Origin of the sequence: Rhizobium redzepovicii (assembly GCF_019793435.1) — a bacterium.
Taxonomy (GTDB): Bacteria; Pseudomonadota; Alphaproteobacteria; order Rhizobiales; family Rhizobiaceae; genus Rhizobium; species Rhizobium redzepovicii.
The window spans coordinates 1-23,247 of the sequence record NZ_JAILYH010000025.1 but is presented as its reverse complement, the minus strand read 5'-3'; the positions used below and the strand labels follow the sequence as shown (position 1 = coordinate 23,247).

22 protein-coding genes, 4 pseudogenes and 1 other annotated feature are annotated in these 23,247 nt (G+C 58.5%); of the genes and pseudogenes, 12 read left to right on the top strand and 14 right to left on the bottom strand.

Annotated features, from left to right (window positions below; all coding sequences use genetic code 11):
• Positions 1–144: 144 nt before the first annotated feature.
• Entirely contained in the window at positions 145–321 is a 177-nt protein-coding gene (locus tag K6N12_RS29905; RefSeq protein ID WP_165503961.1) for a hypothetical protein, read from the bottom strand.
• Between the two features lie 286 nt (positions 322–607).
• Here K6N12_RS29905 and K6N12_RS35060 point away from each other — a divergent pair, with 286 nt between their 5' ends.
• The 3 genes from K6N12_RS35060 to K6N12_RS34415 all read left to right on the top strand — a co-directional run bounded on the left by K6N12_RS35060 (position 608) and on the right by K6N12_RS34415 (position 3,938).
• On the top strand, positions 608–1,000 hold the full coding sequence (locus tag K6N12_RS35060; RefSeq protein ID WP_131711639.1) for a DUF982 domain-containing protein: 393 nt from the start codon (positions 608–610) through the stop codon (positions 998–1,000).
• A 767-nt stretch (positions 1,001–1,767) separates the two neighbouring features.
• Positions 1,768–3,612 carry a methyl-accepting chemotaxis protein gene (locus K6N12_RS29895; RefSeq protein ID WP_131711688.1) on the top strand — a complete coding sequence of 615 codons (1,845 nt, stop codon included), beginning with the start codon at positions 1,768–1,770 and terminating at the stop codon, positions 3,610–3,612.
• A 128-nt stretch (positions 3,613–3,740) separates the two neighbouring features.
• Entirely contained in the window at positions 3,741–3,938 is a 198-nt protein-coding gene (locus K6N12_RS34415) for a hypothetical protein (RefSeq protein ID WP_239620681.1), read from the top strand.
• A 148-nt stretch (positions 3,939–4,086) separates the two neighbouring features.
• Here K6N12_RS34415 and K6N12_RS29885 read toward each other — a convergent pair.
• From K6N12_RS29885 to K6N12_RS29870, 4 genes and pseudogenes are all read right to left on the bottom strand, one after another.
• Positions 4,087–5,137: pseudogene (locus K6N12_RS29885) on the bottom strand (hypothetical protein); the annotation flags it as partial.
• Positions 4,914–5,030: a sequence feature (AL1L pseudoknot), on the bottom strand. It overlaps the preceding pseudogene by 117 nt.
• A 391-nt stretch (positions 5,138–5,528) precedes the next feature.
• The gene (gene htpG, locus K6N12_RS29880) at positions 5,529–7,421 is read right to left on the bottom strand and encodes a molecular chaperone HtpG (protein ID WP_131711638.1); all 1,893 of its coding nucleotides are present in this window, start codon (positions 7,419–7,421) and stop codon (positions 5,529–5,531) included.
• A 434-nt stretch (positions 7,422–7,855) separates the two neighbouring features.
• Positions 7,856–8,146, bottom strand: coding sequence for a hypothetical protein (locus K6N12_RS29875; RefSeq protein WP_131711637.1), 291 nt, complete (start codon positions 8,144–8,146; stop codon positions 7,856–7,858).
• Positions 8,147–8,236: 90 nt separating this feature from the next.
• On the bottom strand, positions 8,237–8,509 hold the full coding sequence (locus K6N12_RS29870) for an usg protein (protein ID WP_131711636.1): 273 nt from the start codon (positions 8,507–8,509) through the stop codon (positions 8,237–8,239).
• A gap of 274 nt (positions 8,510–8,783) precedes the next feature.
• Between K6N12_RS29870 and K6N12_RS29865 the strand changes: the two genes are divergently transcribed.
• From K6N12_RS29865 to K6N12_RS29850, 4 genes and pseudogenes are all read left to right on the top strand, one after another.
• The gene (locus K6N12_RS29865; RefSeq protein WP_131711635.1) at positions 8,784–9,098 is read left to right on the top strand and encodes a co-chaperone GroES; all 315 of its coding nucleotides are present in this window, start codon (positions 8,784–8,786) and stop codon (positions 9,096–9,098) included.
• 48 nt (positions 9,099–9,146) lie between these two features.
• Complete coding sequence (gene groL / locus K6N12_RS29860) at positions 9,147–10,775, top strand: chaperonin GroEL (RefSeq protein WP_131711634.1); 1,629 nt, start codon at positions 9,147–9,149, stop codon at positions 10,773–10,775.
• 56 nt (positions 10,776–10,831) lie between these two features.
• Positions 10,832–11,131: a hypothetical protein gene (locus tag K6N12_RS29855; protein ID WP_131711633.1), complete on the top strand. Its 300-nt coding sequence runs from the start codon at positions 10,832–10,834 to the stop codon at positions 11,129–11,131.
• Positions 11,106–11,315: pseudogene (locus tag K6N12_RS29850) on the top strand (hypothetical protein); the annotation flags it as partial. The gene K6N12_RS29855 and the pseudogene K6N12_RS29850, both read left to right, overlap by 26 nt.
• Before the next feature lie 97 nt (positions 11,316–11,412).
• Here the strand turns inward: K6N12_RS29850 and K6N12_RS29845 are convergent.
• The gene (locus K6N12_RS29845) at positions 11,413–12,303 is read right to left on the bottom strand and encodes a LysR family transcriptional regulator (RefSeq protein ID WP_222149070.1); all 891 of its coding nucleotides are present in this window, start codon (positions 12,301–12,303) and stop codon (positions 11,413–11,415) included.
• An 80-nt stretch (positions 12,304–12,383) separates the two neighbouring features.
• Here K6N12_RS29845 and K6N12_RS29840 point away from each other — a divergent pair, with 80 nt between their 5' ends.
• Positions 12,384–12,656: a helix-turn-helix domain-containing protein gene (locus K6N12_RS29840; RefSeq protein WP_131711632.1), complete on the top strand. Its 273-nt coding sequence runs from the start codon at positions 12,384–12,386 to the stop codon at positions 12,654–12,656.
• Positions 12,657–12,680: 24 nt separating this feature from the next.
• Here K6N12_RS29840 and K6N12_RS35055 read toward each other — a convergent pair.
• The 4 genes and pseudogenes from K6N12_RS35055 to K6N12_RS29830 all read right to left on the bottom strand — a co-directional run bounded on the left by K6N12_RS35055 (position 12,681) and on the right by K6N12_RS29830 (position 14,842).
• Positions 12,681–13,547, bottom strand: a pseudogene (locus K6N12_RS35055) (hypothetical protein).
• Positions 13,544–13,867, bottom strand: coding sequence for a prolyl oligopeptidase family serine peptidase (locus K6N12_RS34410; RefSeq protein ID WP_239620718.1), 324 nt, complete (start codon positions 13,865–13,867; stop codon positions 13,544–13,546). Before K6N12_RS34410 ends, K6N12_RS35055 begins: the two are co-directional and overlap by 4 nt.
• On the bottom strand, positions 13,762–14,235 hold the full coding sequence (locus K6N12_RS34880; RefSeq protein WP_239620716.1) for an alpha/beta hydrolase: 474 nt from the start codon (positions 14,233–14,235) through the stop codon (positions 13,762–13,764). The genes K6N12_RS34410 and K6N12_RS34880 overlap by 106 nt, the downstream gene beginning before the upstream one ends.
• A 433-nt stretch (positions 14,236–14,668) precedes the next feature.
• Positions 14,669–14,842 carry a DUF3606 domain-containing protein gene (locus K6N12_RS29830; protein WP_131711631.1) on the bottom strand — a complete coding sequence of 58 codons (174 nt, stop codon included), beginning with the start codon at positions 14,840–14,842 and terminating at the stop codon, positions 14,669–14,671.
• A gap of 225 nt (positions 14,843–15,067) precedes the next feature.
• On the opposite strand from K6N12_RS29830, the gene ku (K6N12_RS29825) reads away from it, so the two are divergent.
• Complete coding sequence (gene ku, locus K6N12_RS29825) at positions 15,068–15,976, top strand: non-homologous end joining protein Ku (protein ID WP_131711630.1); 909 nt, start codon at positions 15,068–15,070, stop codon at positions 15,974–15,976.
• Between the two features lie 10 nt (positions 15,977–15,986).
• Positions 15,987–16,796 (top strand): non-homologous end joining protein Ku, encoded by an 810-nt coding sequence (gene ku / locus K6N12_RS29820; RefSeq protein ID WP_222149069.1) that lies wholly within the window; start codon positions 15,987–15,989, stop codon positions 16,794–16,796.
• A gap of 531 nt (positions 16,797–17,327) precedes the next feature.
• On the opposite strand, the gene K6N12_RS34875 is transcribed toward ku (K6N12_RS29820), so the two are convergent.
• Positions 17,328–17,813 (bottom strand): FAD-dependent oxidoreductase, encoded by a 486-nt coding sequence (locus tag K6N12_RS34875; RefSeq protein WP_343228889.1) that lies wholly within the window; start codon positions 17,811–17,813, stop codon positions 17,328–17,330.
• 314 nt (positions 17,814–18,127) lie between these two features.
• Complete coding sequence (locus K6N12_RS34870) at positions 18,128–18,259, bottom strand: FAD-dependent oxidoreductase (RefSeq protein ID WP_343228890.1); 132 nt, start codon at positions 18,257–18,259, stop codon at positions 18,128–18,130.
• Positions 18,260–18,370: 111 nt separating this feature from the next.
• On the opposite strand from K6N12_RS34870, the gene K6N12_RS29810 reads away from it, so the two are divergent.
• Positions 18,371–18,622 carry a SemiSWEET family sugar transporter gene (locus tag K6N12_RS29810; RefSeq protein WP_131711477.1) on the top strand — a complete coding sequence of 84 codons (252 nt, stop codon included), beginning with the start codon at positions 18,371–18,373 and terminating at the stop codon, positions 18,620–18,622.
• A gap of 359 nt (positions 18,623–18,981) precedes the next feature.
• Here the strand turns inward: K6N12_RS29810 and K6N12_RS29805 are convergent, their stop codons facing one another.
• Together K6N12_RS29805 and K6N12_RS35050 are read right to left on the bottom strand one after the other, a co-directional pair.
• The gene (locus K6N12_RS29805; RefSeq protein WP_131711476.1) at positions 18,982–21,168 is read right to left on the bottom strand and encodes an ATP-binding protein; all 2,187 of its coding nucleotides are present in this window, start codon (positions 21,166–21,168) and stop codon (positions 18,982–18,984) included.
• Between the two features lie 221 nt (positions 21,169–21,389).
• Positions 21,390–21,671: an ATP-binding cassette domain-containing protein gene (locus K6N12_RS35050; protein WP_275593041.1), complete on the bottom strand. Its 282-nt coding sequence runs from the start codon at positions 21,669–21,671 to the stop codon at positions 21,390–21,392.
• A gap of 786 nt (positions 21,672–22,457) precedes the next feature.
• On the opposite strand from K6N12_RS35050, the pseudogene K6N12_RS34400 reads away from it, so the two are divergent.
• Positions 22,458–22,553, top strand: a pseudogene (locus K6N12_RS34400) (cupin domain-containing protein); the annotation flags it as partial.
• Positions 22,554–23,247: the final 694 nt, after the last annotated feature.

The following is a 23,247-nucleotide window of genomic DNA, read 5'->3' as shown; positions in this document are numbered from 1 at the left end:
GAGCGCGAATTCGGTGACCGTATTTCAGCGCGATGTGGATCGTCGCTATTGCCGAAGGCATCGCCGGCATGTCGGCGAGCATGATCATGATGCCGTAAGGCTGATCGGCCTCAGCCGCCACAACACCATGGGCGAGCGACCGGGCTATGCCGGACGAAAATCGGCGTTGTACACCACCTTTACCGGCAGGTCGCAGATTGCGTCCTCAATATCAAGATGGCGATATCCGGTGACCACGATGCCGAATGGCTCTGGCAATTGCTCGCGGTTATAGCCGACCTGCGAACAAGGGCACACCTTTGCCTTGACAATGTCTGCCACTCCGTAGAACTCGGCTTCTTGCGACCGTCATACCATCGCGTCATATCAAGCGTAAATATTTCAGTCGGCAATCTTTATAGGGCGAAGCCGATTGGAAGATCAGACGTCCTCTTGCCTTAGGCGGGGTCGACAACAATGTCTCTAAACCTCTTAAATCTTCCGGAACTCTCCGAAAGGCACATAGAGATGCTCGCGAAGGTAATAGCCGATTGGTGTGGCGCGAACTCCATCGACGCAGGCGGGGATTGCGCGCAAGCCGCATACGCTGCCGCCGTTGATCTTTTAAGTGCAGACACAGACCTGTCTGCGGGCCGGTTGCGACAGGCACTGGACCTCAGGATGGCTGGAAGCAAGCGTGAGGAACCTTCGTCGTAGACGCAAGTTGGGGGCGAAGCGGACGCTCTGCGTGGCGTTGGCCGCTGGCGAAGGAGCGTGTGTCTTGTGGCAGAGTGTCGTTATTCTACGTCCGCGAAAGTCGATCACCGTGAGATCGGCAAAACAGGCGTTCGATCTCCTATCGGCTCGTTGGCCCGTCTCTGACGGAAAGGCTTACATCGCGGCTCTTGAAGCCTGTGAAGCCGTCGATGACGGACGTGTTTCAGACGAAAGCGCCCGGGTGTTGTTCTTGTTGGCTTTGAAGGAAGCCGGCGTCATCTACTCGACCGATATAGAACGGTAGGAGGACAATCACTGGATCGTCGGACGTGCCGACTACGGAATGGATATTGGGACCGGGGCGGCGAAAAATCCCAGGCGCAGTGGCACCGAAAGCCACACCGCTTTCTGGCGAATGCTCCATGTGTTTTTCGCGAGCGTGTACAGACGGACCCGAGCGATTGACCCTCTTTCCGAGTTTATACCGCAGCAATGGCGCCTTGGTGATTCTGATTGATCCTGGTGGCCATTATTTGTCACGGCGACCATCGAGTGATCGCTCCATTTATGCCTCCCACCTGCCGCAGCGACAACATTAAGCGCCTCGACATCGTTTGCAGCGATCTTGGAAGCCGGAACTTCTGGTGCAGGGCCAGCACCTGATTTCTGTAAGCTCGATCAAACGACATCAGTGCCGCCAGAATGCCTCGTACTCGTGCCGCGGCGCTGCAGCACTGCCGTTTGTTGACACATCCTCGCCGTCGCCTTCTCCAACCGCGACGTGCAGTCGGCCAACGGTCCGAGTCGCCTCGGCAAGCCGTCCAAGCACTGTGCCGGAATCATCCCGCGACATGAATCAGGCAGGCACAGGTCCAGATCCCGCCTTACGCGTGCCAAGACACTGCGGATCTGCCAAGTCCTCGGTCAGCGGGTCCAATAGGTCTCGGCAGTGGGTGGGATGCTGTGCCCCGGGCTCGGAAAACAGCTATTATATATCAGCAAAGCATTAAGTTGTCTTTGCTAGACCTAGATAGCCGATCCATCAGAGTGTCGGGTTCAAGGGGTCCTTCAATGCGCCGTCGGAGCATAAAATCGAGCCTGCTGTTGATCTTCAGCGGAATAGCACTTTTCTTCGGTCTTGTGGCATATCTCGCCATCGATGGCCTCAGCAAAACAAACGGCTCGACCGAGGAAATTGCCACCCGCTGGCTGCCGAGCGTTCAGGCTTCGCGGTTTATCAACCTCAGCATGGCGAATTTGCGTGTCGCCTACCGCGATCACATTATCGCGCAGTCCGACGCTGAAAAGAAAATGCGCGAAGAGGCTATTGCGAAGGCGGAGGACACGCTTCGCAATGCGATAGATGTCTATTCCTCGCTGGCATCATCGGAACGCGAACGTGAGCTGGTCCACGGGATCAAGGCAACCGTCGAGGGCTACATCGGCAGCAGCTCCGAACTGCTTGCTCTTTCCCGGGCGAACAAAACGCAGGAGGCTGGGAAACACCTCGGTGGAAAGATGCGCTCTTTCTCGGACGAGCTGAAAGAGCTCACAACAGCCCTCGTTGAATTGAACGTGGAGGGCAGCAAGAAGGCGGCGGAGCTCAGCAAGGCGACCTATAATTCGGTAATGTTCTACCTTTTAACGGCTGCCGTTCTCGCCGGATTGCTTGTCTTCGGCGCTGTGGCATTCGCGCTGACGGGCATTGCAAGACCCATCACCCTAATCACCGGTTCGATGCGGCGGCTGGCCGAAGGAGACACTGGTTCTGAGATTCCATTTGCCGGCCGAGCCGACGAGATCGGTTCGATGGCGGGGGCCGTAGAGGTTTTCCGCCAAGCCGCGATGGCAAACAAACGAATGGAAATCGAAGCCGAGGAAAACCGGCGACAGGCAGAGGCCGATCGCGTCGCTGCCCAGCGGAAGGCAGAAGCCGATGCGACCGAGCGCTTACGCGTTGCCACGTCGGGCCTAGCCGCCGGTTTGAAACGGCTGGCCGCAGGCGATCTGGCCTTTCAGCTCAATGACGCCTTCGCGCCCGACTTTGAGGTATTGCGGCACGACTTCAACCAATCGGTCACTCAACTTGGCGCAGCACTCGGGGCGATTTCCGAAAGCATCACCACAATGGACAATGGCACGCGGGAAATCTCCTCCGGCGCCAGCGATCTCTCGAAGCGCACAGAGCAGCAGGCAGCGTCGCTCGAAGAGACGGCCGCAGCCTTGGAAGAGATCACAGCAAATGTGTCGAACTCCAGCACCAGGACCGAAGAAGCCCGAATAGTGGCCACGGAGGCCAATCGCAGTGCCGTGAAATCGGCAGACGTCGTTTCTCATGCCGAAGAGGCGATGGAGCGCATCGAAGCCTCGTCGCAGCAGATCTCCAATATCATCGGTGTGATCGATGAAATTGCGTTTCAGACCAATCTGCTCGCATTGAACGCAGGCGTCGAAGCAGCCCGAGCGGGCGACGCCGGCAAGGGATTTGCAGTCGTCGCTCAGGAGGTTCGCGAGCTCGCACAACGCTCAGCCACGGCGGCCAAGGAGATCAAAGGTCTCATCCATAATTCCTCGAAAGAAGTGGAAAGCGGCGTCAAACTCGTGCGCGAAACCGGTGCATCGCTGAAGACGATCGGCGGCTTCATCACCCAAATCAACCAGCATATGGATTCGATCGCGACGTCAGCCAGAGAGCAGTCAGTCGGCTTGAGCGAGGTCAATATCGCCGTCAACCAGATGGACCAGACGACGCAGCAGAATGCAGCCATGGTGGAACAGTCGACCGCAGCATCCTGTTCATTGGCCAAGGAGGCCCAGAAGCTTCGCGAGCTGGTAGCTCGGTTCAGACTCAACGAAGTTGCCCCCAACCCAACCGCAGCACCCCGTAGCGTCGCGAGAGCGATGGCTCGCAGGTAACAAACGCCTGATGGTACTCGACGCTTCAACAAGGCTACGTTCCGGCCGTCGCCATCGCGCGCGATTTGGAACGGGACCGACCGTTTTTCATTTAAAGGTGGAGGCAATTTGGAAGGGAGGAAATATGAATGGAAATCCAAGGAATTTACGCCGCACTCGCGGCGGCAAGCATGGATAGAGCCGAGACGTTCTACACCCAAATTTTCGCTCGGGAGCCCGATGATCGTCCAATGGATGGGCTGATCCAGTGGCGCAACGTCGCTGGTGCGAACATTCAAATCTTCCACGACAAGGAGAATGCGGGTTCCGGCAGACTGAATGGATGAAGCCCAGAAATCCCTCGAAGACATTGGCGTGGAACTCACGGATGACTTAGAGGGGGCTACGGAAGAATTGCCCAGTTCACGGACCCTGACGGAAATCGCATCACTCTGAGCCGCACCGGCTTAGCCGGAGACCGTTTGGTTTAAGTTATGCGGCCATGGCTGGTGCGTCCAGCATGGCGTAGTATCGGTCTTCAGCCTCGGCGGGCGGCATGTTTCCGATGGGCTCCAGAAGGCGGCGGTGGTTGAACCAGTCGACCCATTCGAGCGTGGCGAACTCCACGGCTTCGAAGTTGCGCCATGGTCCTCGCCGATGGATGACCTCAGCCTTGTAGAGGCCGTTGATCGTTTCGGCGAGGGCGTTGTCAAAGGAATCGCCAACGCTGCCGACCGATGGCTCGATGCCTGCCTCGGCCAGTCGCTCGGAATAGCGAATGGATACGTATTGGGAGCCGCGATCGGAATGATGAACCAGCCCGCCGCGTTTGACGGGCCGCCGATCATGAAGCGCTTGGTCGAGGGCATCGAGCACAAAGCCTGCATGGGCAGTCCGGCTTGCCCGCCAGCCAACAATGCGACGGGCGAAGGCGTCGATCACGAAGGCAACGTAAACGAAGCCCTGCCAGGTCGCGACATAGGTGAAATCGGATAACCACAGCATGTTCGGCGCGGGAGCCTTGAAGTGGCGATTGACGCGGTCGAGCGGACACGGGGCAGACTTGTCCGATACAGTGGTTTTGATCGGCTTGCCACGAATGATGCCTTGAAGACCCATCATTCTCACGAGCCTTGCGACGGTGCAGCGTGCGACGTCGAAGCCTTCTGGCTGCAACTGTCGCCACACTTTCCGCACGCCATAGACCTGAAAGTTCTCGTTGAACACCCGGCGTATCTCGACTTTCATGGCAATATCATTCCGTTCGCGGCCGATAGGCGACCCACGTCCGTGCGCTTGGCGACGACTTCATAATAGGTGGACGGGGCAATCGGCAGCAGCCTGCAGATCGGCTCGACCCCGAGCACCGAGCGGTGTTCGTCGATGAACGAAATCATCGCTTCAGTGGGCGGTCGAGCTCCGCCTGGGTAAAATACGCCGAGGCTTTGCGTAGAATCTCATTCGCCTGACGAAGTTCCCGGTTCTCCCGTTCCAGAGCCTTCATCTTCTCAGCCACGTCACTCGGCAAACCTGCACGCTTGCCGCTGCAGCCAAAAAGGATCGAAAGCTATGACCCATGCACTTGTGCTTTTCTCGGGCATGACGGCGCTCGTCGTTTCCATTTCGGCGATCGGCACCGCGCCGGTGCCAAACAGCAAGTGGCCGGAATCCATTCGGTAAAGACCTCCAGGCTGGTGCAGGCGCGCCTGCCCTGAGCCGCATATTAGCGGATGAATGGCGGTTGCGCCGCTCGCGTTGGATAAGTCATCAGGAATTCGAATGTACCTGGCCGGCCAAACGTGCGCCTGCCCTTAATTTGTTGAAAAGCGCTTCCCTCAATTTTCGACCGCTTAGTCAAAGCGGCCAGGAAACGGGGCAGGCGGTCTTTTGACGGATAAGGGATCTCGGCCCAAATGGGACAAGATCATAGTGAACATTTATTTGCCTTGTCCCATCGCCAAGACAAACAGTCTTGCCTGCCGCTCCGCAAATGCCCGTGGGTTTACCGGCTTGTCGCCATCAAGAATGCGGGCCTCATCGAGGAGGAGCCACGCGGCATCCTCGCGAAAGGTGTGATCGTCGATCGATGCGATGTTCATAACGAGCTGACTCTGCGCGTTGATTTCTAATATGGGCTTCGAAGCCGTCTGCAGCCGCCCTGCCCCCTGGAGGATTTTCTCAAGTTGTCGATCAGGGCCGTGCTCGGAAGCAACCAGGCAGACCGCACTTTCCGTCAATCGACCGGAGACACGCACATCGGCGACCTCCTGACCGAGAGCACCGCGTGCGAAATCGATGAAAGCGACAACCTCGGAAGAGGCTTCCTGTTTTTCCTCGTCGCTGCCCGCCTCGCCGGCGAGTTCATTCAAATCGGCAAGGCCCTGGGTGACCGATTTGAATGACTTGCCCTCGAAATCAGGGACATTGGTAGGCCAGAAGCTGTCTACGGAATCGGTCAAAAGCATCACTTCGATACCCTTGGCCCGGAAGCCCTCGAGCTGTGGTGAAGCATTCAACTGCTCCAGGTTCGAGCCACTGATGTAATAGATCGACGACTGCCCCTCCTTCATGGCGGCCACGTAATCCGCAAGGCTCCGTGTCGCGCCTTCGACAGCAGTTGTGTGGAAACGCGCCAGCTTGAGCAATTGTGGGCGGCGCTCGAAGTCTTCGTAGATCCCTTCCTTGACGATTGCCCCGAAGAGGTCCCAGAATTTCCCGAACGTCTCGGGTTCACTGTCGGCCATTTTCTCCAGTGCGGTTAGGATCCGACTGGTTATGCCCTTGCGGATCGCGGTGAGGACCGGGCTCTCCTGGATCATCTCACGGGAAATGTTAAGCGGCAGATCGGACGTATCGACGATACCGCGCACGAACCGCAGGTAACGCGGCAGCAACTCAGCGTCATCGGTAATGAAGACGCGCTTCACGTAGAGCTTCATCCGACCCTTGCGATCCGGATCAAACAGGTCGAAGGGCTGGGAACCAGGTATGAAGGCCACCGTGGTATATTCGTGCCGGCCTTCGGCGCGAAAATGCACGTTGGTCAGCGGCTCATCATATTGACCCGAAATACCACGATAGAAGTCGTCGTAATCCTGTTTGGAAATTTCGCTCTTCTGTTTGGTCCAGAGCGCGGCTCCATCGGAGATCTGCGCCGGCTCGGCCGCTTCCTTGTCGACGAGACGAATGGGAACAGGTACGTGCCCGGACTGATCGCGAATGATCTTTTCGACGGTCCATTTGTCGGTGTATCTTTTCGCATCTTTCATGAGATGCAGAACGACGCGGGTACCCCTCGTCGGCGCCTCGACGGAATCGATCGCGACGATGTCGTAGCTTCCCTTGCCGTCCGACGACCACTTCCAGGCTTCCTCCTGACCCGCACGTCGCGAGATCACATCGACCTTGTCTGCCACCATGAACGAGGAATAGAATCCGACGCCGAATTGGCCGATCAGTTCAGCCTTCTCGCCGGCCTTAGCAGCATCAAGCCGCTCCATGAATGCCTTCGTCCCCGAGCGCGCGATCGTGCCCAGCGCGTCGATCATCTCGTTCCGGGTCATGCCAATGCCGTTGTCCTCGACAACAAGCGTCTGCGCCTCTTCGTTGAGGGTCACCAGAATTCCCGGCTGTATACCGTCGGTCGAGAGTCCCGGCTGGGAAATTGAGTCGTAACGTAGCTTTTCGCAGGCATCCGCTGCATTCGAGATTAATTCCCGGAGGAAGACATCTTTGTCGGAGTAAACCGAGTGCACCATCATGTGGAGCAGCCGACTGACATCCGCTTCGAACGCATGTTGCTCAGGCTGCCGCTCTTCTATTGTCGTCATCGATAATCCCCATTTTGCAGAAGTCGCGCGTCAGATGGTTTTTCCGCTGACGGATTTCAAGCGCTCCACCTTAGCGGTTGACCCGGTCGAAGCCAACGCTCGAGCGCTAGAGAGGTGCGTAGTCGAAGATGTTGCCATAGCCATATCCTCCTAGAAGCAACATGGGTACGGGAATGGCAAAAGCGGCGTTCCGGCGAAGCCAGCCTTGATTTCAGCGGCCGGTGGAATTCGATTTTTTGCCGATTTCGGATTAAAGATCTGCTGAGACAAAAATGTACCGCCCTCGAGCCGAGCACAGGAGCGCCTTTGTCTTTGTCCCTCCGATATTCATGCACGCCGCGAGGTCTGGGTGCGCTTCCCATGTATAGTCAAGAAAGAACCTCTCGGTGCGCCGTCCAATATCGTGCGCAGTGGTGACGAGTTGGGACGTAAGGTCAATGGAATGACCGACTGAGAACGCGATGCGGGTATGCCGCCTTGAACTGAGAGATCATTGCGCAGGCCTGCTGCAATATCCGCTCAGTCGTTTCGGGATTGTCGCGTGCGAGTTCATCGGCATTAATGCGGATCGCTTCCGCCATATTGGCAGACATCAAAGCGAAACGCCCTTCGCCATATACCAGAGCCTCCTGCGAAGCGGTCTGAAGCCACCGGGCAAAATCGACGATGATCTCTTCCCTCTCCGGGATGCTGGCGCTTCTGATGATATTGATGGTCTCTTCCATGTGGTCTCACTCCATGCAGACGTGGGAAAGCGACCGGGCCAAGCCCCGATCGTCACGTGAGCTAGGAAGTGGAAAATGCGGATTCAAGATTCAGTTCAGCTTGAACTCGCCTTCGACACGACGCCATTCGTTCGGCCCGATTAGGCACTGATGGCTGTAGCGGACGGAATGCAACGGGCCATCGAGCCTCTCCTGCCAAAAGTCCAGAAACTTGTGCATCTCGGGAAAATCGGGCGCCAGATCGTAGTCCTGCCAGACATAGGTTTGCAGGACGGATTCGAAATCGGGAATACGGTAGAGAATGTGCGCGGTAGTGAGACCATAACCGTTGAGCTGACGTTCGATATCTGATGAAAATCGCATGCTTCACTCCGTTTCATGATACTGCGAAGGTGCCGCAAAATTTCTCGGCCATCAACGGATTTTTGAACGTCGCGAGAGGGTTTCTTGTTCCTTCCCAGCACGTTAGCAGCGATCGAGGGTGAGTGCTAATTTTTCCTTTCAACCTCTTGAAATCCAAAAATCGTAAAAATAAATTTTGCCTGCGAACGCTCGATCGAGGTTCGCTCCCGCCCGGACTGGTCATATGGTCCGGCCAGGGGATCAACGTCATCTTTTTTGCTCAACGGAGGAAAACATGTCGTTCCGACCGCTTCATGATCGGATTCTCGTCCGCCGGATCGAATCCGAAGAAAAGACCAAGGGCGGAATAATCATCCCTGACACCGCCAAGGAAAAGCCGCAGGAAGGCGAAATCATCGCCGTCGGCCCTGGCGCACGCAACGACGCCGGTCAGATCCAGGCGCTCGATGTCAAGCCCGGCGACCGCATCTTGTTCGGCAAGTGGTCCGGCACCGAGATCAAGATCAACGGCGAAGACCTGCTGATCATGAAGGAAAGCGATGTCATGGGCATCATCGAAGCCCAGGCCGAGCAGAAGAAGGCCGCCTGAGGCGCCCTATTTATCAGTCAACTAGCTGCCTAATGAAGGAGTGAAAAAATGGCTGCGAAAGAAGTTAAATTTAACACCGATGCCCGTGAACGCATGCTACGTGGGGTCGACGTACTCGCCGATGCCGTGAAGGTGACGCTCGGCCCGAAAGGCCGCAACGTGGTGATCGACAAGTCCTTCGGCGCGCCGCGCATCACCAAGGACGGCGTTTCGGTCGCGAAGGAAATCGAACTGGAAGACAAGTTCGAAAACATGGGCGCCCAGATGCTACGTGAAGTGGCATCGAAAACCAACGATCTCGCCGGCGACGGCACCACCACCGCAACTGTTCTCGCTCAGGCGATCGTTCGCGAAGGCGCCAAGGCGGTGGCCTCCGGCATGAACCCGATGGACCTGAAGCGTGGTATCGATCTTGCCGTCGACGCTGTCGTCAAGGAGCTGAAGACCAACGCCCGCAAGATCTCCAACAATTCCGAGATCGCCCAGGTCGGCACCATCTCGGCCAATGGCGATGAGGAGATCGGCCGTTATCTCGCAGAAGCGATGGAGAAGGTCGGCAACGAAGGTGTGATCACCGTCGAGGAGGCCAAGACCGCCGAAACCGAACTCGAAGTCGTCGAAGGCATGCAGTTCGACCGCGGCTATCTCTCGCCCTATTTCGTCACCAACCAAGACAGGATGCGGGTCGAGTTCGAGGATCCTTATATCCTTATCCACGAAAAGAAGCTCTCAAACCTGCAGTCCATGCTCCCGGTGCTCGAAGCCGTCGTCCAGTCGGGTAAGCCGCTGCTGATCATTGCGGAAGACGTCGAAGGAGAAGCTCTTGCAACGCTCGTCGTCAACAAGCTGCGCGGCGGCCTCAAGATCGCTGCCGTCAAGGCTCCTGGCTTCGGCGACCGCCGCAAGGCCATGCTCGAAGACATCGCCATTCTGACGGGCGGTACAGTCATTTCCGAAGACCTCGGCATCAAGCTGGAGAACGTCACGCTGAACATGCTCGGCCGTGCCAAGAAGGTAGCGATCGAGAAGGAGAATACCACTATCATCGATGGCGTCGGTTCCAAGCCCGAGATCGACGGTCGTGTTGCACAGATCCGCGCCCAGATCGAGGAAACCACCTCCGACTACGACCGCGAGAAACTGCAGGAACGTCTTGCCAAGCTTGCCGGCGGTGTTGCCGTCATCCGCGTTGGCGGCTCGACGGAAGTCGAAGTCAAGGAAAAGAAGGACCGCGTCGACGACGCCCTGCATGCGACGCGCGCGGCTGTCGAGGAAGGCATCCTGCCGGGCGGTGGGGTGGCGCTACTGCGGTCCGTCAAGGCACTCGACAATCTCGACGCCGCCAATCAGGACCAGAAGGTTGGTATCGAGATCGTCCGCCGCGCGATCGAGTCCCCTGTCCGTCAGATCGCCGAAAACGCCGGCGCGGAAGGGTCTGTGATCGTCGGAAAGCTGCGGGAGAAGGCTGACTTCTCTTACGGCTGGAACGCTCAGACCGGCCAATACGGTGATCTTTACGCCCAGGGCGTCATCGACCCGGCCAAGGTGGTGCGCACCGCTCTGCAGGATGCCGCCTCGGTTGCCGGCCTCCTGGTGACAACGGAAGCGATGATCGCCGAAAAGCCGAAGAGGGACGCCGCTCCGGCGATCCCCACTGGTGCCGGCATGGACTTCTAAGCTATCGAGGAGGCCCCCGCCCTGTCCACCAGGGCGGGCCACTTTCGGAGTAAGACATGAGCCTACCGTCGAGAGAAGAGGCGCGCCTGTGCGCGAGCGTCGTCAACGAGATTGCCCAGGCTAGAGGGATAGCGGCCGACCCGCTCTCTGTCGGAGCGCTGACGACAACGGTCGCCAGATTGTTCAACAAGGGTGTTCGCGATCGCGACACGCTCCTAGCAGAGGCGATGAGAATAGAGATACCGTCGATTCAGGGCGATCGCAGTACGGATCTTACCGAACCGCGGAAAATGTATCCAGGTGCCATCCATCTATCCACGGAGCCGGAAGATGAGAAGAGAAATCAACAACCCTAAAACCCAGCACGACGTTGTAGCAGCGATCAACGCCGTCCATCTGCTTCACCCAGCCAAACATTTCGATCACCCGCGTGACGTGCTTGCTGCCGATATCGGCAAGGACGAGAAGCGGGCTAGTCTTGCTTCCTGGGCATCCGACATCTTTGCCATCGAGTCAATTCCGGCCCTTCGCCTTTATCCCGAGAAGGCCACTATAATGAGGAATTCGACGACGAGGTAACCGGAACTCTCTCCGCTCTTTTCCCGCTTTGAGGCGCGCCACTCTTATGTCCCTCGCCTCACCTGCCCGGCCGTGCCAGTGACCTCGCGATATCGACGATGTCGTCGCGCGAGGCGGTTGGATCCTCCTTGTTCCAGGCAACGCCAAGCCCGATCCTGAAGTCGATGCCCCTCACCGCCTTCAGCTCGAAGGCCCGGTTCGGCAGACCCTCGGTCCATTCCGGCGCAAAGCCGATGCCAAGGCCGGCCGAGACCAGCGACACCAGCGAATAGGTGTCGTCGCAGCTATAGGCGATGTTGCCGGTCAGATCATATTCCTGGAACTTCTCATTGAAGTACCGCTCGGTGTAGGAGAGGTTCTTGCGATTGAAGGCGATGATCCTTTCCGAGCGCAGATCGTCGATGGCGATCTCTCCCTGCTCCGCCAGTGGGTTGGTCCTGGCCACCGCCAACAGATACCGTTCATGGGCGATCGAGGAAAAGCGCAACGAGCCGATGTTTTCCACCGGCCGGATGAAGCCGAGATTGATCTGGCCGCTTTCCAGCCCGCGGATGATGTCGCCGGTATTGCCGCTTGATATATGGATGCGGATATCCGGGTACTTGCGGGCGATCTTTGAAAGAAACGCCGGCAGCACGCCGGTGGTCGCCGGATAGACGGTGCCGATCCTGATCTGCCTTATCGTCTTGCCGGCCACCGCCCTGGTGATCTCGGCGGACAGATCGACCTCGCTCAGGATCCCGACGCAGCGCTCGTGGAAGATCTCCCCTGCCCTTGTGAGTTCCACCCGCCTGGTCGAGCGGATGAACAGCGCGCAGCCAAGTTCGCGCTCCAGCGCCTGCACATGATTGCTGAGCGCCGGCTGGGCGATGCGCACCTTGGCGGCCGCCCGGCCGAAATGCAGTTCCTCGGCCACCGCGACGAAGTAGGAGAGCTGGCGTAGTTCCATTGAAGCGTCCCTCTTAGCAGCTTTAATTAGGGACTATCAGTCCGTCGATTGTCAAGCCGTGAATATGCGTTTGTTGTAGGATGGACGTTCGACAAACCATCGGCTGGAATCTGAGACGACTTCGTGTGGCCAAAGGTCTCTCTCAGGAAAGACTGGCTCTCGAGGCCGAAATCGATCGCTCGTATGTCGGACGGGTCGAAAGGGGCATGGAAAATGTCACCGTCGCTACGCTCGAGGCGTTTGCGAGGGTTCTTTCGGTGAACGTTTCAGCTCTATTCGCAGAAATTGATCCACTCGCTCCCAAGCCCAGACCTCTTCGCTCAGGCAGAAAACATAAGGAAACCGGCAGGTGAACGGGAGCGTTTTCGCCATCATCCTCAAATATCGCGCCCTGCCGACGACATGTTCGAGTGAACGCCCACCGCGAAACGTGATGCGGCTGGCGAGGAACGTCGGCGCCTTCGGGTTGTGAAGATGCGGATTTGGCGGCCCGTCTTGCTTCCCTGAGCTCTGAGCTCGTCTAGCGTCGGGTTCCACCAGCATCGGAGCCGCTCGTATTCTCCCGGCTCTGACCTCGCGGGCCAGGTATGGACGAGTTCATCAAGGGTAGAGCGTCTCCACCTGGCCCACACATGCTCTTCAGTCGCGGCCGGGTGATGTTCCGCGATCTGCTCCGGATCCACGATCTCGCCCGACACATCGGTGATGACGACACAATCCCATACGCTGCTGTGGCCACCGGCCGGCCAAGTGCCGGGAGATCGTCGCTTGACACCGGCAATCCGCGCTTCTTTCGTTCGGTCGTGCGACGTTTGGCCTTGGCTTCCTCCTCTCTGCCTGCGGGCCTCGGCACGCTTCCGGCGTTCTTTCGGCTCTGACCGCTTCGCGGCTTCCTCGATCGTCTCCCATTGGTGCTGGAGTCATATGACGCAAACGGGATTTCCCAGACTTTGTCGTCACCGTTCCATGGCGCAAATGGTACCTGCCTAAGCTCATCCCCGACCGTCCTGGAGTACGGTGTCCTTATGCGAAAACCGCTGTCGAGCACTTGCAGGTACGGGCTGAGGATCGGCTCGAACTCAAAAGTGTCGCGGCCGCGCTCCTCATCATAACGTGCCCGGCGGTCGGCCTCCAACGCAAGCCATCGATGCGCTTGCGAGCCGTCTTGCCGGCACCGTCCAGGCCTGGAGGCGTTCGCTCCACCTGGCATTTGGGAAGGTCTCCCTGGAACGCGCCACGGTCATCCGGTCAAATGTAAAGGAAACCGTCTCCTGCGGTGGGCGGTCTGCCTCGTCCTGTTCCTGGTGGTCATCGGTGTGGAAGAAGAACGACCCGCCCGCAGTCGAGTTTCGACAGCGGGCAGGGTCTTCTTCAGAAAAGACAGCGCTTTCTGAGAGCCGGCGCTTGAAACGGTGTGTCCCGTGCCTCGTTCGACGTCCAGCTCGACCTTGAAGGCCGCTATTCTGAGCTGCGCGGCCGCGAGCCGGGAAGCCATGGGAGGGATGGTGGTGTCGTTCTCTCCATGCACCAGAAGCACCGGCGTGCTGTTGCTCGCGGGCGAAATCGGCTTCGGGGCAAGCAGGCCGGAGAACGCGACCAGTGCGCCGACCTTTCACCTCCCGGAAGCAACGGCGTCGAGCGCGACGATGGCTCCCTGCGAGACGCCGACGAAGGCGACCCGATCATGGGCGTCCGCGCACCCTTCGCGCCGAACGACGCCATTGATAAGTTCGTCGAATGCTTCTCTGGAGCTTTAATACGCTCCGGATCGAGGGGATTGCCCTCCGTGCTGAACCACCGACGTCCGTACCTGTGATGCATCGGCGCGTCTGGAGCGACGAAGCGCGTCCCAGGAAGGCGGGCACGCCAGGAAGATGCCAGCGGTGTGAGCTGCGCGCCGGAGGCACCGATCCCATGCAGGAAGATTATCAAGGTTTTATCGGACAAGGGCTTTCGCTTTCGGACTTATGACAGCCGAGGGCGCACCCAATGGGGAGCGCCCTCGTTCACCCGGACGGCCGCGACCACGCGAAGTCATTTCGCGGCGCGGACTGTCGTTGGTTTCGGGTGGGAGCCCCAGATGATGATTGAAAAGACGATCTTCAAGATCGGGTCCAAGTGAGCCCTCGTCACCGCCAGAGGCTTTTTAACCGGGCGTCGCGCGTGGCGACATGGACGAGAACAGCCGCCGATAGAAGTATGCTGAAGACGAGAGCGGCGATCGAAAGCAGGCCGCCGCTCGAGCCATCGACGCTTGCGCGCAAACCCGTTCTTCGTGCAGCTGATCTCAACTTCCGCCCGTCGACGTTCGCCGTGTGTCGGTCAATCGCTGAGCTCACGGCGCTTTTATCGAGCCTCTGATCCATCAACCTTTTAGATCAGCTTCGATCTTCTTTCGGCTGTTGCCGACCTTTTTGACGGCGTATTGCACTTCACCTTTCGAGACGCCTTCCTTCTTCGCTTCGTATCGGACCTCATGATCCTGTCCGCCTGCGACCTTCGCTCTGTCCTGCGCACGGCCGCGTCTTGTGGTCGTCATATCGGTATCTCCTGTTGGCTACGGGACCTGCTCGTAAACGTTTGATGATTCACGTTGTTCCGCGGCTTAGGCGTCGGCGATCCCATCCTCCATAGGTGCCGCCGGCGTACCCGGAATCAAATCGGCAACAAACGGCGCTAAGCCATTGAAAAATGATTCGTTTCGAATCGGAACGAATCACCTCGCCAGATCTTGATTCGCCAGTAGAGATTCGGAGTAACGGGTATGGCGAGTGGACACAGAGCCCAGTGGAAGGGCTTTATCAAATTCGGTGAAGTCTCATGCGGGGCGGCTCTCTACACAGCAGCGAGCACCTCCGACCGGATCACCTTCAACACGATAAACAAGGCAACCGGCAATCGAGTCAACCGCGTCTTCGTCGACGGTGAGACCGAAGAGCCTGTGCCGAAGGAACAGCAGACCAAAGGCTTCGAGATTGAGAACGGTCAGTATATCGTCATCGACCCTGACGAGGTCGCAGCCACCATTCCCGAGTCAAACAAGACATTGGAGATCGAAGCCTTCATCCCCTGTTCTGATGTCGACGACGTCTACTTCGACAAACCCTACTACCTGACGCCCGACAAGATGGGCGGCGACGCCTTTGTCGCGCTGCGGGACGGAATGCGGAAGTCGAAGGTGGCGGCCATCGCGCGCACCGTCCTGTTCCGCCGGATGAGGACCGTACTCATCCGGCCGCATGGCAAAGGTCTCATCGCCACGACCTTGAACTATGACTACGAGGTGCGCTCGTCGAAAAAGGCCTTCGAGGAAATGCCCAAGCTGAAGATTGAAGGCGAGATGCTAGATCTTGCCAAGCATATCATCGGCACCAAGAAGGGCGACTTCGATCCGGCCACGTTCGACGATCGATATGAAGCAGCCTTGGCCGAGCTGGTGAAGGCGAAGATGGAAGGCAGATCCTTGCCTAAGCCGAAAAAGGTCGAGGTTTCGAAGCCGAACGATCTGCTTGCCGCCCTGCGCGAAAGCGCTGGCATGCTGAAGGCCACCGGGGACAAACCGAAACCCACCCCCGCCAATGCCAACTCTGGCGTCGGTCGGCCGCGTGCCGCGCGTGGAGCGGCTGCGAAGGCCGCCTCCTCCAAGGCTGCTCCGCAGCGTAAGGCGAGCTAGGAGATCGGTCATGGCGCGTCCCTACTGGAAAGGCTACCTGAAGCTTTCGCTTGTGACATGCCCGGTCAACATGACCCCGGCGACATCGGAGTCGGCGAAGGTGCGGTTTCACACGCTCAACAAGGAGACGGGCAACCGGGTCGTCTCCCAATATATCGACTCCGTCACGGGCAAGCCCGTCAAGGACGAGAACGAGGCGAAGGGCTACGCCCGCGGCGAGAACGACTATGTCATCCTGACCGACGACGACCTGGATCGGGTCGCGCTCGACACCGTCAAAACGATCGACATCGAGAAGTTCGCTCCGGCGGAATCGATCGAATGGGTCTACCTGGAGAAGCCGCACTATCTAATGCCGGACGACGCCGTCGGCAACGAGGCTTTCGCGGTCATCCGGGATGCGATGAAGGCCGACAAGGTCGTTGGCATATCGAAGCTCGTCGTTGGCCGGCGCGAAAAGGCGGTCGTCCTCGAGCCGCGAGACGAAGGCATCGTCCTCTGGTCCCTGCGTTTCGGCGACGAGGTGCGTCCAGAGGAGGCCTATTTCCAGGACATCGAAGACGAGGCCGATCCTGATCTCGTGCCGCTGGTGCAGAAGCTGATCAAGCAGAAAACGAAGCGATGGTCGCCGGAGATGGTGAGCGACCCCATTCAGGAGAGTCTGCTCGCTCTCATTGAGGAGAAGAAAAAAGCTCTGAAGCCGCAGAAGAAGAGCTCCAAGACCAAACAAGCCGCCGCTCCCGCTTCGAACGTCATCAACATCATGGACGCGCTGCGCAAGAGTGTCGCCAACGAACTCAAGAGCAAGAAGACCGGATGATGGACAAGGTCATGGAGCTCGAACTCTGCCAGCCGACACCCTTCGCAGCGAAATCGGAAAAGGCGCCGTGAGGCGCCTTTTTTGCGTTTGAGGATACACGATGGCTAACCTGCCGGCGTCATTTCCCGGAGGGCCCTGCCGGACACGAGAAGCTATCGGTCTGACGCGCTGACCAATGCCAGCGCGCTGTTGAGCTCCTCCTGACTAAACGGTTTCGAAAGCCGCGCCAGCCCCGCCCCCTCTCCGCCCGGCAATTCGGCGTAGCCGGTAGCAAGGATCACGCGCAGCTTTGGGTGCCGTTCGACAACCCGGCGGGCAAGTTCGGCGCCGGTCAATGAGGCATTGCGTGATCGGTGATCAGGACGTCGGGTAGCGGCCCGTATTCAAGGAGCTGAAGCGCTTCATCAGCCGAGCTTGCCTCGATAACCGTGTGCCCGAGATCCTCCAGTATCAAAACCGTATTCATGTACAAGGCTATCGTCGTCCACCGGCATGACAGTCAGGGCAGGGATCGGGGGAGACGACGGAGTCTCAGCGACAGGGGCGGGGTTTGCGGTGAACTCTGCGGATCAAAGCTGACAAATCGCACAGATCATTCCGGATCGTCGTTGCCGCGACCCCGGCCTGCCCCATCACATGGCTGATCTGATCCAGGCCAATCACCACGTCTCCTGCGGCATAAAGGCCCGGCACGCTCGTGCGTTGGTGACTGTCGACGCAAATGCAACCTTCCTCCGACACCCTAGCTCCCACCCCTGAGGCGAATTCCGATCTGACGTCCGATCCCAGCGCGGGGTAGATGGAGTCGAACTGCAGCGTACCCCAGCCTGTGCGGATTACGATCGCGTCTTGTTCGACATCGATTTCAAACGGGCCACACTTCACCAGGATACCAAGTTCCCGCAGGCGCGCTTCCTCGCCTCTCTCGAGGTGATGCTCGGCGGAGGGCGACAGCAGGGTAAATGTTTCGGCTATAACTTCTGAGAAACAGTGCTTCCATATATGCTTTCGAGCCATGTCCGATAATCGCCACGCGCTTGTCGGTCACTTCGAAACCGTCGCAAACGGGGCAGTAGCGGATAAGCCCTCGTTTCAGTGCCTCATCGTGCTCGTCCATTGGCATCGAAGGCATGCGGTTAAGAACGCCCGTGGCCATGAGCACAGTTCGCGCCCGCACGGCACCATCGGAAGAGGAGACGACGAAGTTCTTTTCTGCCCTGCGCAAGGCCGTCGCGCGTTTATCGAGGATCTCGGCGCCGTACATGATGGCTTGAGCACGCATCCGGCCGAGCAACTCGGCGCCGCTGATGCCGCCGGGAAAGCCCGCGTGGTTATGAGAAATGGGGATGCTGGCCGCCCGGCTGGTTCGTGACGGACAGGTGATAGCGCGCGAGATAAATCGCGGCTGTCAATCCTGCCGGTCCACCTCCAACGATGACGCAATCTTTTATTGTTAGATCCATTCCATCGTCCGTCATCGGCGATCGCCCTGAGGCCTCGCGGGATCACTGGAACAACGGGCAAGAGGGATAGTTCCCTATCGCTATGGATCACGCAGTTAGGAGACCGTCATTTTGGATACAGCGCTGATCGTCGGATATCTTGCCTCCGTGTGTTCCGTCTGCAGCTTCGTTCCGCAGGTCTGGAAGGTCGTTCGCACCGGACGCACCGAAGCGATTTCGGCGAGGATGTATTGTCTTACCGTAACAGGCTTTGTTCTCTGGACCGCCTTCGGCGTCATGCGGGCCGAGTGGCCAATCATCCTCACGAACGCTGCCTGCTTTCTACTGTCGGCGTTTATCCTTCTAAAGAAGCTCAGAAATTAGCGCGAGCGACAAATTCTTTGGTAACCCAAACTGGAATTACGGCGCCTGATGCGTGTTCTCCGGCGAGCAACGCAAAACCGGTTGCTTTGAGCTAGGGAGAGCAATGAATACGTCAAAATCACCCGGACGATAACTATGAAGAGGGGGCCTGCGTCTGGCGGAGAGATCGTCATGCGAATACCCGGCGTCACGAGCCAGATGCGCTTTCGGCTGCATAGCCTGGTGAAAACGCGGCACTACCCGCGACAAGAGGACATACAGTCCTCCGATAACGTGACAGCGCGGGTGCTGGAGCAGCTAACAAACCAACTCCGGCAATCACAAGACGAGTTGGTCGAAACGGTCGTCAGATCGAGCGGTCAGTTACGGTCGAGCACATCCCGGACGCGTACGGCCAGATCTTCAAAAGAGAATGGCTTGGGCAGCAAGTGCACGCCCTTGTCGAGCCGGCCGTGATGAACGATGGCGTTGCGCGAATACCCTGTCGTGAACAACGCTTTCTGCGTCGGATTTGTCTCACGCGCCTTGGCAACAACGTCGGCGCCGCTCATGCCGCTCGGCAACACCACATCCGAAAAGATCAGATCGACATTGCCGTAGCTCGACAGCGCTTGCAGAGCCGCCGGACCGTCCTTGGCTTCGAGTACATGGTAGCCGAGCTCGCGCAGCGATTCGACCGAATAGGCGCGAACGTCCGGATCGTCCTCGACGACAAGAATAACTTCGCCGGCCGCAGCCTCGGGGATGGCAGGTGCCTCTGCCACCTCTTCACCGGCCCCGTCTGAAAAGAGCCGTGGCAGGTAGATCTTGACTGTCGTTCCCTCCCCAACTTCCGAGTAGATCTTCACATGGCCCTTGGATTGCTTGACGAACCCATACACCTGGCTGAGGCCAAGCCCGGTGCCCTTCCCCTGATCCTTAGTCGTGAAGAACGGCTCGAACACATGCGATAGCGTTTCCGTGTCCATCCCCGTCCCAGTGTCGGAAACACTAATGGCGGTATACTGGCCGGGGATCACTTCGGCATGCGATGACGCATAGGCCTCGTCCAGATGGGCATTGAATGTCTCGATCGTCAGTTTTCCGCCATCAGGCATCGCGTCCCGGGCGTTGATCGCGAGATTGAGCAGCGCGCTTTCCAGTTCGTTGGGATCGGCTTCCGCTTTCCAGAGACCGGCGGCGAGCACAACTTCAATGTTGTATATCTCTCCAAGCGTCCGGTGCAGGAGCTCCGACATGCCGCGGATCAGGCTGTTCGTGTCAATCGGCTTGGGGTCGAGTGGCTGGCGGCGGGCAAAAGCCAACAGTCGTTGCGTCAGAGCCGCTGCCCGCCTCGCGCCGTTCATCGCCTGCGAGGCTGCCCTTCGCAACCGACCCGCTTCCGGCGGCAGGTTCCGCGTGAGCGTGTCGAGATTGCCGACAATGATCTGCAGCAGATTGTTGAAGTCGTGGGCGACTCCCCCCGTTAACTGCCCAATCGCCTCCAATTTCTGGGCCTGCCGCAGCGCCTCTGCGTTCTGGGTCAGTTCCTCCGTCTTCTGCTTGACGAGATGCTCGAGGTTGGCGTTCAGTTCCTTGAGTGCTTCTTCAGCGCGGCGTCTTTCCTGCAGCTCACGTTGCACGGCATCGAACAGCCGGGCGTTGTCGATGGCGACCGCAGCTTCGCCGGCGAGGCCGGCGAGACCGCTTTCTGACGCCGCGTCGAACACGCCGATGTCAGCGTGACCGAAGAAAAGTCCACCGATCACCTCGCCGGTTCGTGAAATGACCGGCACGGCCAGATAGCTACGTACGGGAAGATGACCTTCCGGCATTCCCCGTCGCGGCTCATTCTTGCCATACCGGCTGTCTTGGGTGATATCGGCGGAACGCACAATTCCCTCTCCGAGAAAGGTCGGTGCAAAGACAGCCGTATTGCGTGGCATGGGAAACTTCGAGAATGCCTCGCGAGGAACGCCGGACAGCGTGTAGAGCATATAGCTCTCGCCCGATGGATTGATGACGTTGTAGAAGAATGCGCCGAACTGAGCTCCGGTAAGCTCCACGCCTGCGTCCGTTACCAGTTGGACAACCTTCTCCAGGTCATTCTCGCGCGCGAGGTCAGCTCCGGCTCGATTGAGAATCTCGAGCGCGCGGGTGCGCTCTCGCAGCGCCATCTCCGTCTCGCGCTGCTCGGTGCGATCACGCAGGACCTTCACGAAACCAACAAGCTTTCTCTCATCATCCATTATCGGCGTCGTCTCACCGACGGCCCAGATGCGGCCCCCGCCCTTCTGCAGCCGCCATCCTTCGCCGCTTCCCTTTCCCTTGGACCTGGCGTCGGTCAGTTCCGCCTCGAGCAGCGCGGCGGCTCCTCCTTCCGGCGGGAAGATCGCCACCAGGGTCTTACTGAGCATTTCATCCTGCGACCAACCGAGTAGGGTTTCCGCACCCTTGCTCCAGCCGGTGATCGTGCCATCGACGTCGAGCATGATGATCCCGGTATCAACTGCACTGTCGAGGACTTGCTGGAGACGTTCGGCGGGGAAGCGGGAGGCAGTGTTCATTCTATAGCCTGCTCGTTGAGGTGCAGATGGCGCGGCGCGATTCAACATGGTTGGTTTGCATTGCAGGGATATGGCGAGAAATCATGCAATCAACAAGCGACGATGGCGCGCGATCGACGCGCTCCCGCACAGATTACTGACGAAAGGGCACACGGTTGATATTGGATACACAATTCCCCGCCTAGCAGGCTGGTTGCAGACCCAATTTCGGGCTCCACCGGCTATTGTTCGTCGAAGGGCATAAGGCTTACGCAGGATCTTGTGCGGAGCATTTTCGGTTTGCGGGTCGAGCGCGCTGGTCGCTTCGTCGAGCAAAAGAATGCGCGGATTGCGCAGAATGGTCCGGTGTCGAAGCCGAAACTCTTAAGATCGATGCCGTCCAGCGTCACCCGGCCCCTATCAGGATCATCGAGCCGCGCCAAGAGGTAGCCCAGCGTACTCTTCCCCAATCCCGTGCTGCCGACGATGGCAGTGTGTTCGCCCGCTTGGATGCAGAAGGTGATGTGGTCGAGCGTTTGCCACTCGATTAGGAGAAAGAGACATCTTCGAAAGCGCTCTCGCCACGGATTGCGTTCACGTCGAGGCTAACGGGATTTGTGGGCTCGACCAGAGTTGGCTTGGTATCGAGATCGCCGAACACGCGTGTCAATAGGGCTCACGCATTTGCGCAACTCGGCCCTGGCTTCGAAAGCTCGAGCATTGGCCAAAGCAATGCTCTTGTAGTGCGATGAGGGCAACTACCCTCTGCGATCACCGCACCCAGCGGGCAATTCCGCTTGGCACGAAGTGGTGATGCGCGAAGAGAAGCGTGGGGGGTGGGGTTGGCTCCTCCAGTATCCGCTCCAGCCTAGCGAGATGCTAGACCACATCGCCCGCAAGACGGCGTTCATAGATATAGGGAGGCATTCGAAAATCTTGCGCTTTGTGACCCCAAGGCCATCACATCAGGAACAATCGCAAGGGGCCACGAGTTAACGGTTCAGTCGGGCGTAAGCGTAATCGGAGCGTGGCGCTCTCCTTATCCCTCGGGTATCCGAGGTTGCTTCCAGCCTTCGAGCTGTGACGCGGGGTTCGAATCCCTGCCCCGACAACAAGCTTCGATTCAAGCGAACAAGCCCGGCGATTTCTCGTCGGGGCTTTGTCCCCGAAATTCGAAACGATCTTCAGTTAATCGTGTGCACCGCGGTATCGTGGCGCTCGCAAGCCGTTGTACGATGCTTTTTCGCAACTTCCATCGTGTATCCATGCGCCTGTATGTGGATCCCGACGTAAAGCCGGCCGCGAAAACTGAGGAGGAGGGCGGCACGACGAAGCGCGCCAGTTGCAGCTTCGTCATGAAGCCAGGTTTCGTCGGTGTTTGGCGTACGATCGAGACTGTGCGCAGAGCGAACAACTTCATGTCCTGCGACTCTGCGGCGTATGCCTGGAATTCATGCGTCAGGTCGACGATGAAAATCTCGACGCCGAAATCGTCATCGCGAATTGTTGTGCGAGTGGCGGGAGGCTCTTGCCTGAAGAGCTACAATTTCGCCGCAACGGATGCACCGAGTGGAGGGAGCAACTTGCGCCCCTCGCCGGCACGCGCGTAAAGTGCTCTTTTTGACTCGGCTCGCGGTCTCGTCTTGACATCATTCGGGCAGGAAAAATGGCCGGAGTGCATCGATCAATGAGGTATGGCCATAGCGAACCACGCCAGCGTTCGGCGCGATCTCGACCAGACCCCCCTTATTCTTGGCGTCGTTGGCTTTGATTAGCAGGCTGGCAAGGCTTGACGGCATAGTGCGTTCGAAGGTCGCCTGCCACTGCGACCGGGGCACCCCCCGAGCGCGAACCACTCGGCTCGAGAGTTGACTCACGACCGCCGCAACGTCGTTCGCGCTATACCTGCGAGGTCCCTCAGCATGGATGACCTGAACCCCCGCCCCGCTCTCGGGTCCCAGCAGGAGGTCGGCGGTGTGATTAGGCATGGAATAAGGACCCCGCATTTGGGGTGATCGGCGTCCAAACGGGACCCCCATCTGCGATGGGGTTACAACAGCCTCCGGTTTCATCGGAGGCTTTTTGTTTGGATGCTTATTG

What these genes read in the sequence shown, in the direction of transcription:
- K6N12_RS34415 (WP_239620681.1), top strand. Translation starts at nt 3,741, where the DNA reads ATGGAAATCCAAGGAATTTACGCCGCACTCGCGGCGGCAAGCATGGAT.
- K6N12_RS29895 (WP_131711688.1), top strand. Translation starts at nt 1,768, where the DNA reads ATGCGCCGTCGGAGCATAAAATCGAGCCTGCTGTTGATCTTCAGCGGA.
- K6N12_RS29845 (WP_222149070.1), bottom strand. Translation starts at nt 12,303, where the DNA reads ATGGAACTACGCCAGCTCTCCTACTTCGTCGCGGTGGCCGAGGAACTG.
- K6N12_RS34870 (WP_343228890.1), bottom strand. Translation starts at nt 18,259, where the DNA reads ATGGATCTAACAATAAAAGATTGCGTCATCGTTGGAGGTGGACCGGCA.
- K6N12_RS29840 (WP_131711632.1), top strand. Translation starts at nt 12,384, where the DNA reads ATGGACGTTCGACAAACCATCGGCTGGAATCTGAGACGACTTCGTGTG.
- K6N12_RS29875 (WP_131711637.1), bottom strand. Translation starts at nt 8,146, where the DNA reads ATGGAAGAGACCATCAATATCATCAGAAGCGCCAGCATCCCGGAGAGG.
- K6N12_RS29870 (WP_131711636.1), bottom strand. Translation starts at nt 8,509, where the DNA reads ATGCGATTTTCATCAGATATCGAACGTCAGCTCAACGGTTATGGTCTC.
- ku (WP_131711630.1), top strand. Translation starts at nt 15,068, where the DNA reads ATGGCGAGTGGACACAGAGCCCAGTGGAAGGGCTTTATCAAATTCGGT.
- K6N12_RS29855 (WP_131711633.1), top strand. Translation starts at nt 10,832, where the DNA reads ATGAGCCTACCGTCGAGAGAAGAGGCGCGCCTGTGCGCGAGCGTCGTC.
- ku (WP_222149069.1), top strand. Translation starts at nt 15,987, where the DNA reads ATGGCGCGTCCCTACTGGAAAGGCTACCTGAAGCTTTCGCTTGTGACA.
- htpG (WP_131711638.1), bottom strand. Translation starts at nt 7,421, where the DNA reads ATGACGACAATAGAAGAGCGGCAGCCTGAGCAACATGCGTTCGAAGCG.
- K6N12_RS29830 (WP_131711631.1), bottom strand. Translation starts at nt 14,842, where the DNA reads ATGACGACCACAAGACGCGGCCGTGCGCAGGACAGAGCGAAGGTCGCA.
- K6N12_RS29865 (WP_131711635.1), top strand. Translation starts at nt 8,784, where the DNA reads ATGTCGTTCCGACCGCTTCATGATCGGATTCTCGTCCGCCGGATCGAA.
- groL (WP_131711634.1), top strand. Translation starts at nt 9,147, where the DNA reads ATGGCTGCGAAAGAAGTTAAATTTAACACCGATGCCCGTGAACGCATG.
- K6N12_RS29805 (WP_131711476.1), bottom strand. Translation starts at nt 21,168, where the DNA reads ATGAACACTGCCTCCCGCTTCCCCGCCGAACGTCTCCAGCAAGTCCTC.
- K6N12_RS34875 (WP_343228889.1), bottom strand. Translation starts at nt 17,813, where the DNA reads ATGGCTCGAAAGCATATATGGAAGCACTGTTTCTCAGAAGTTATAGCC.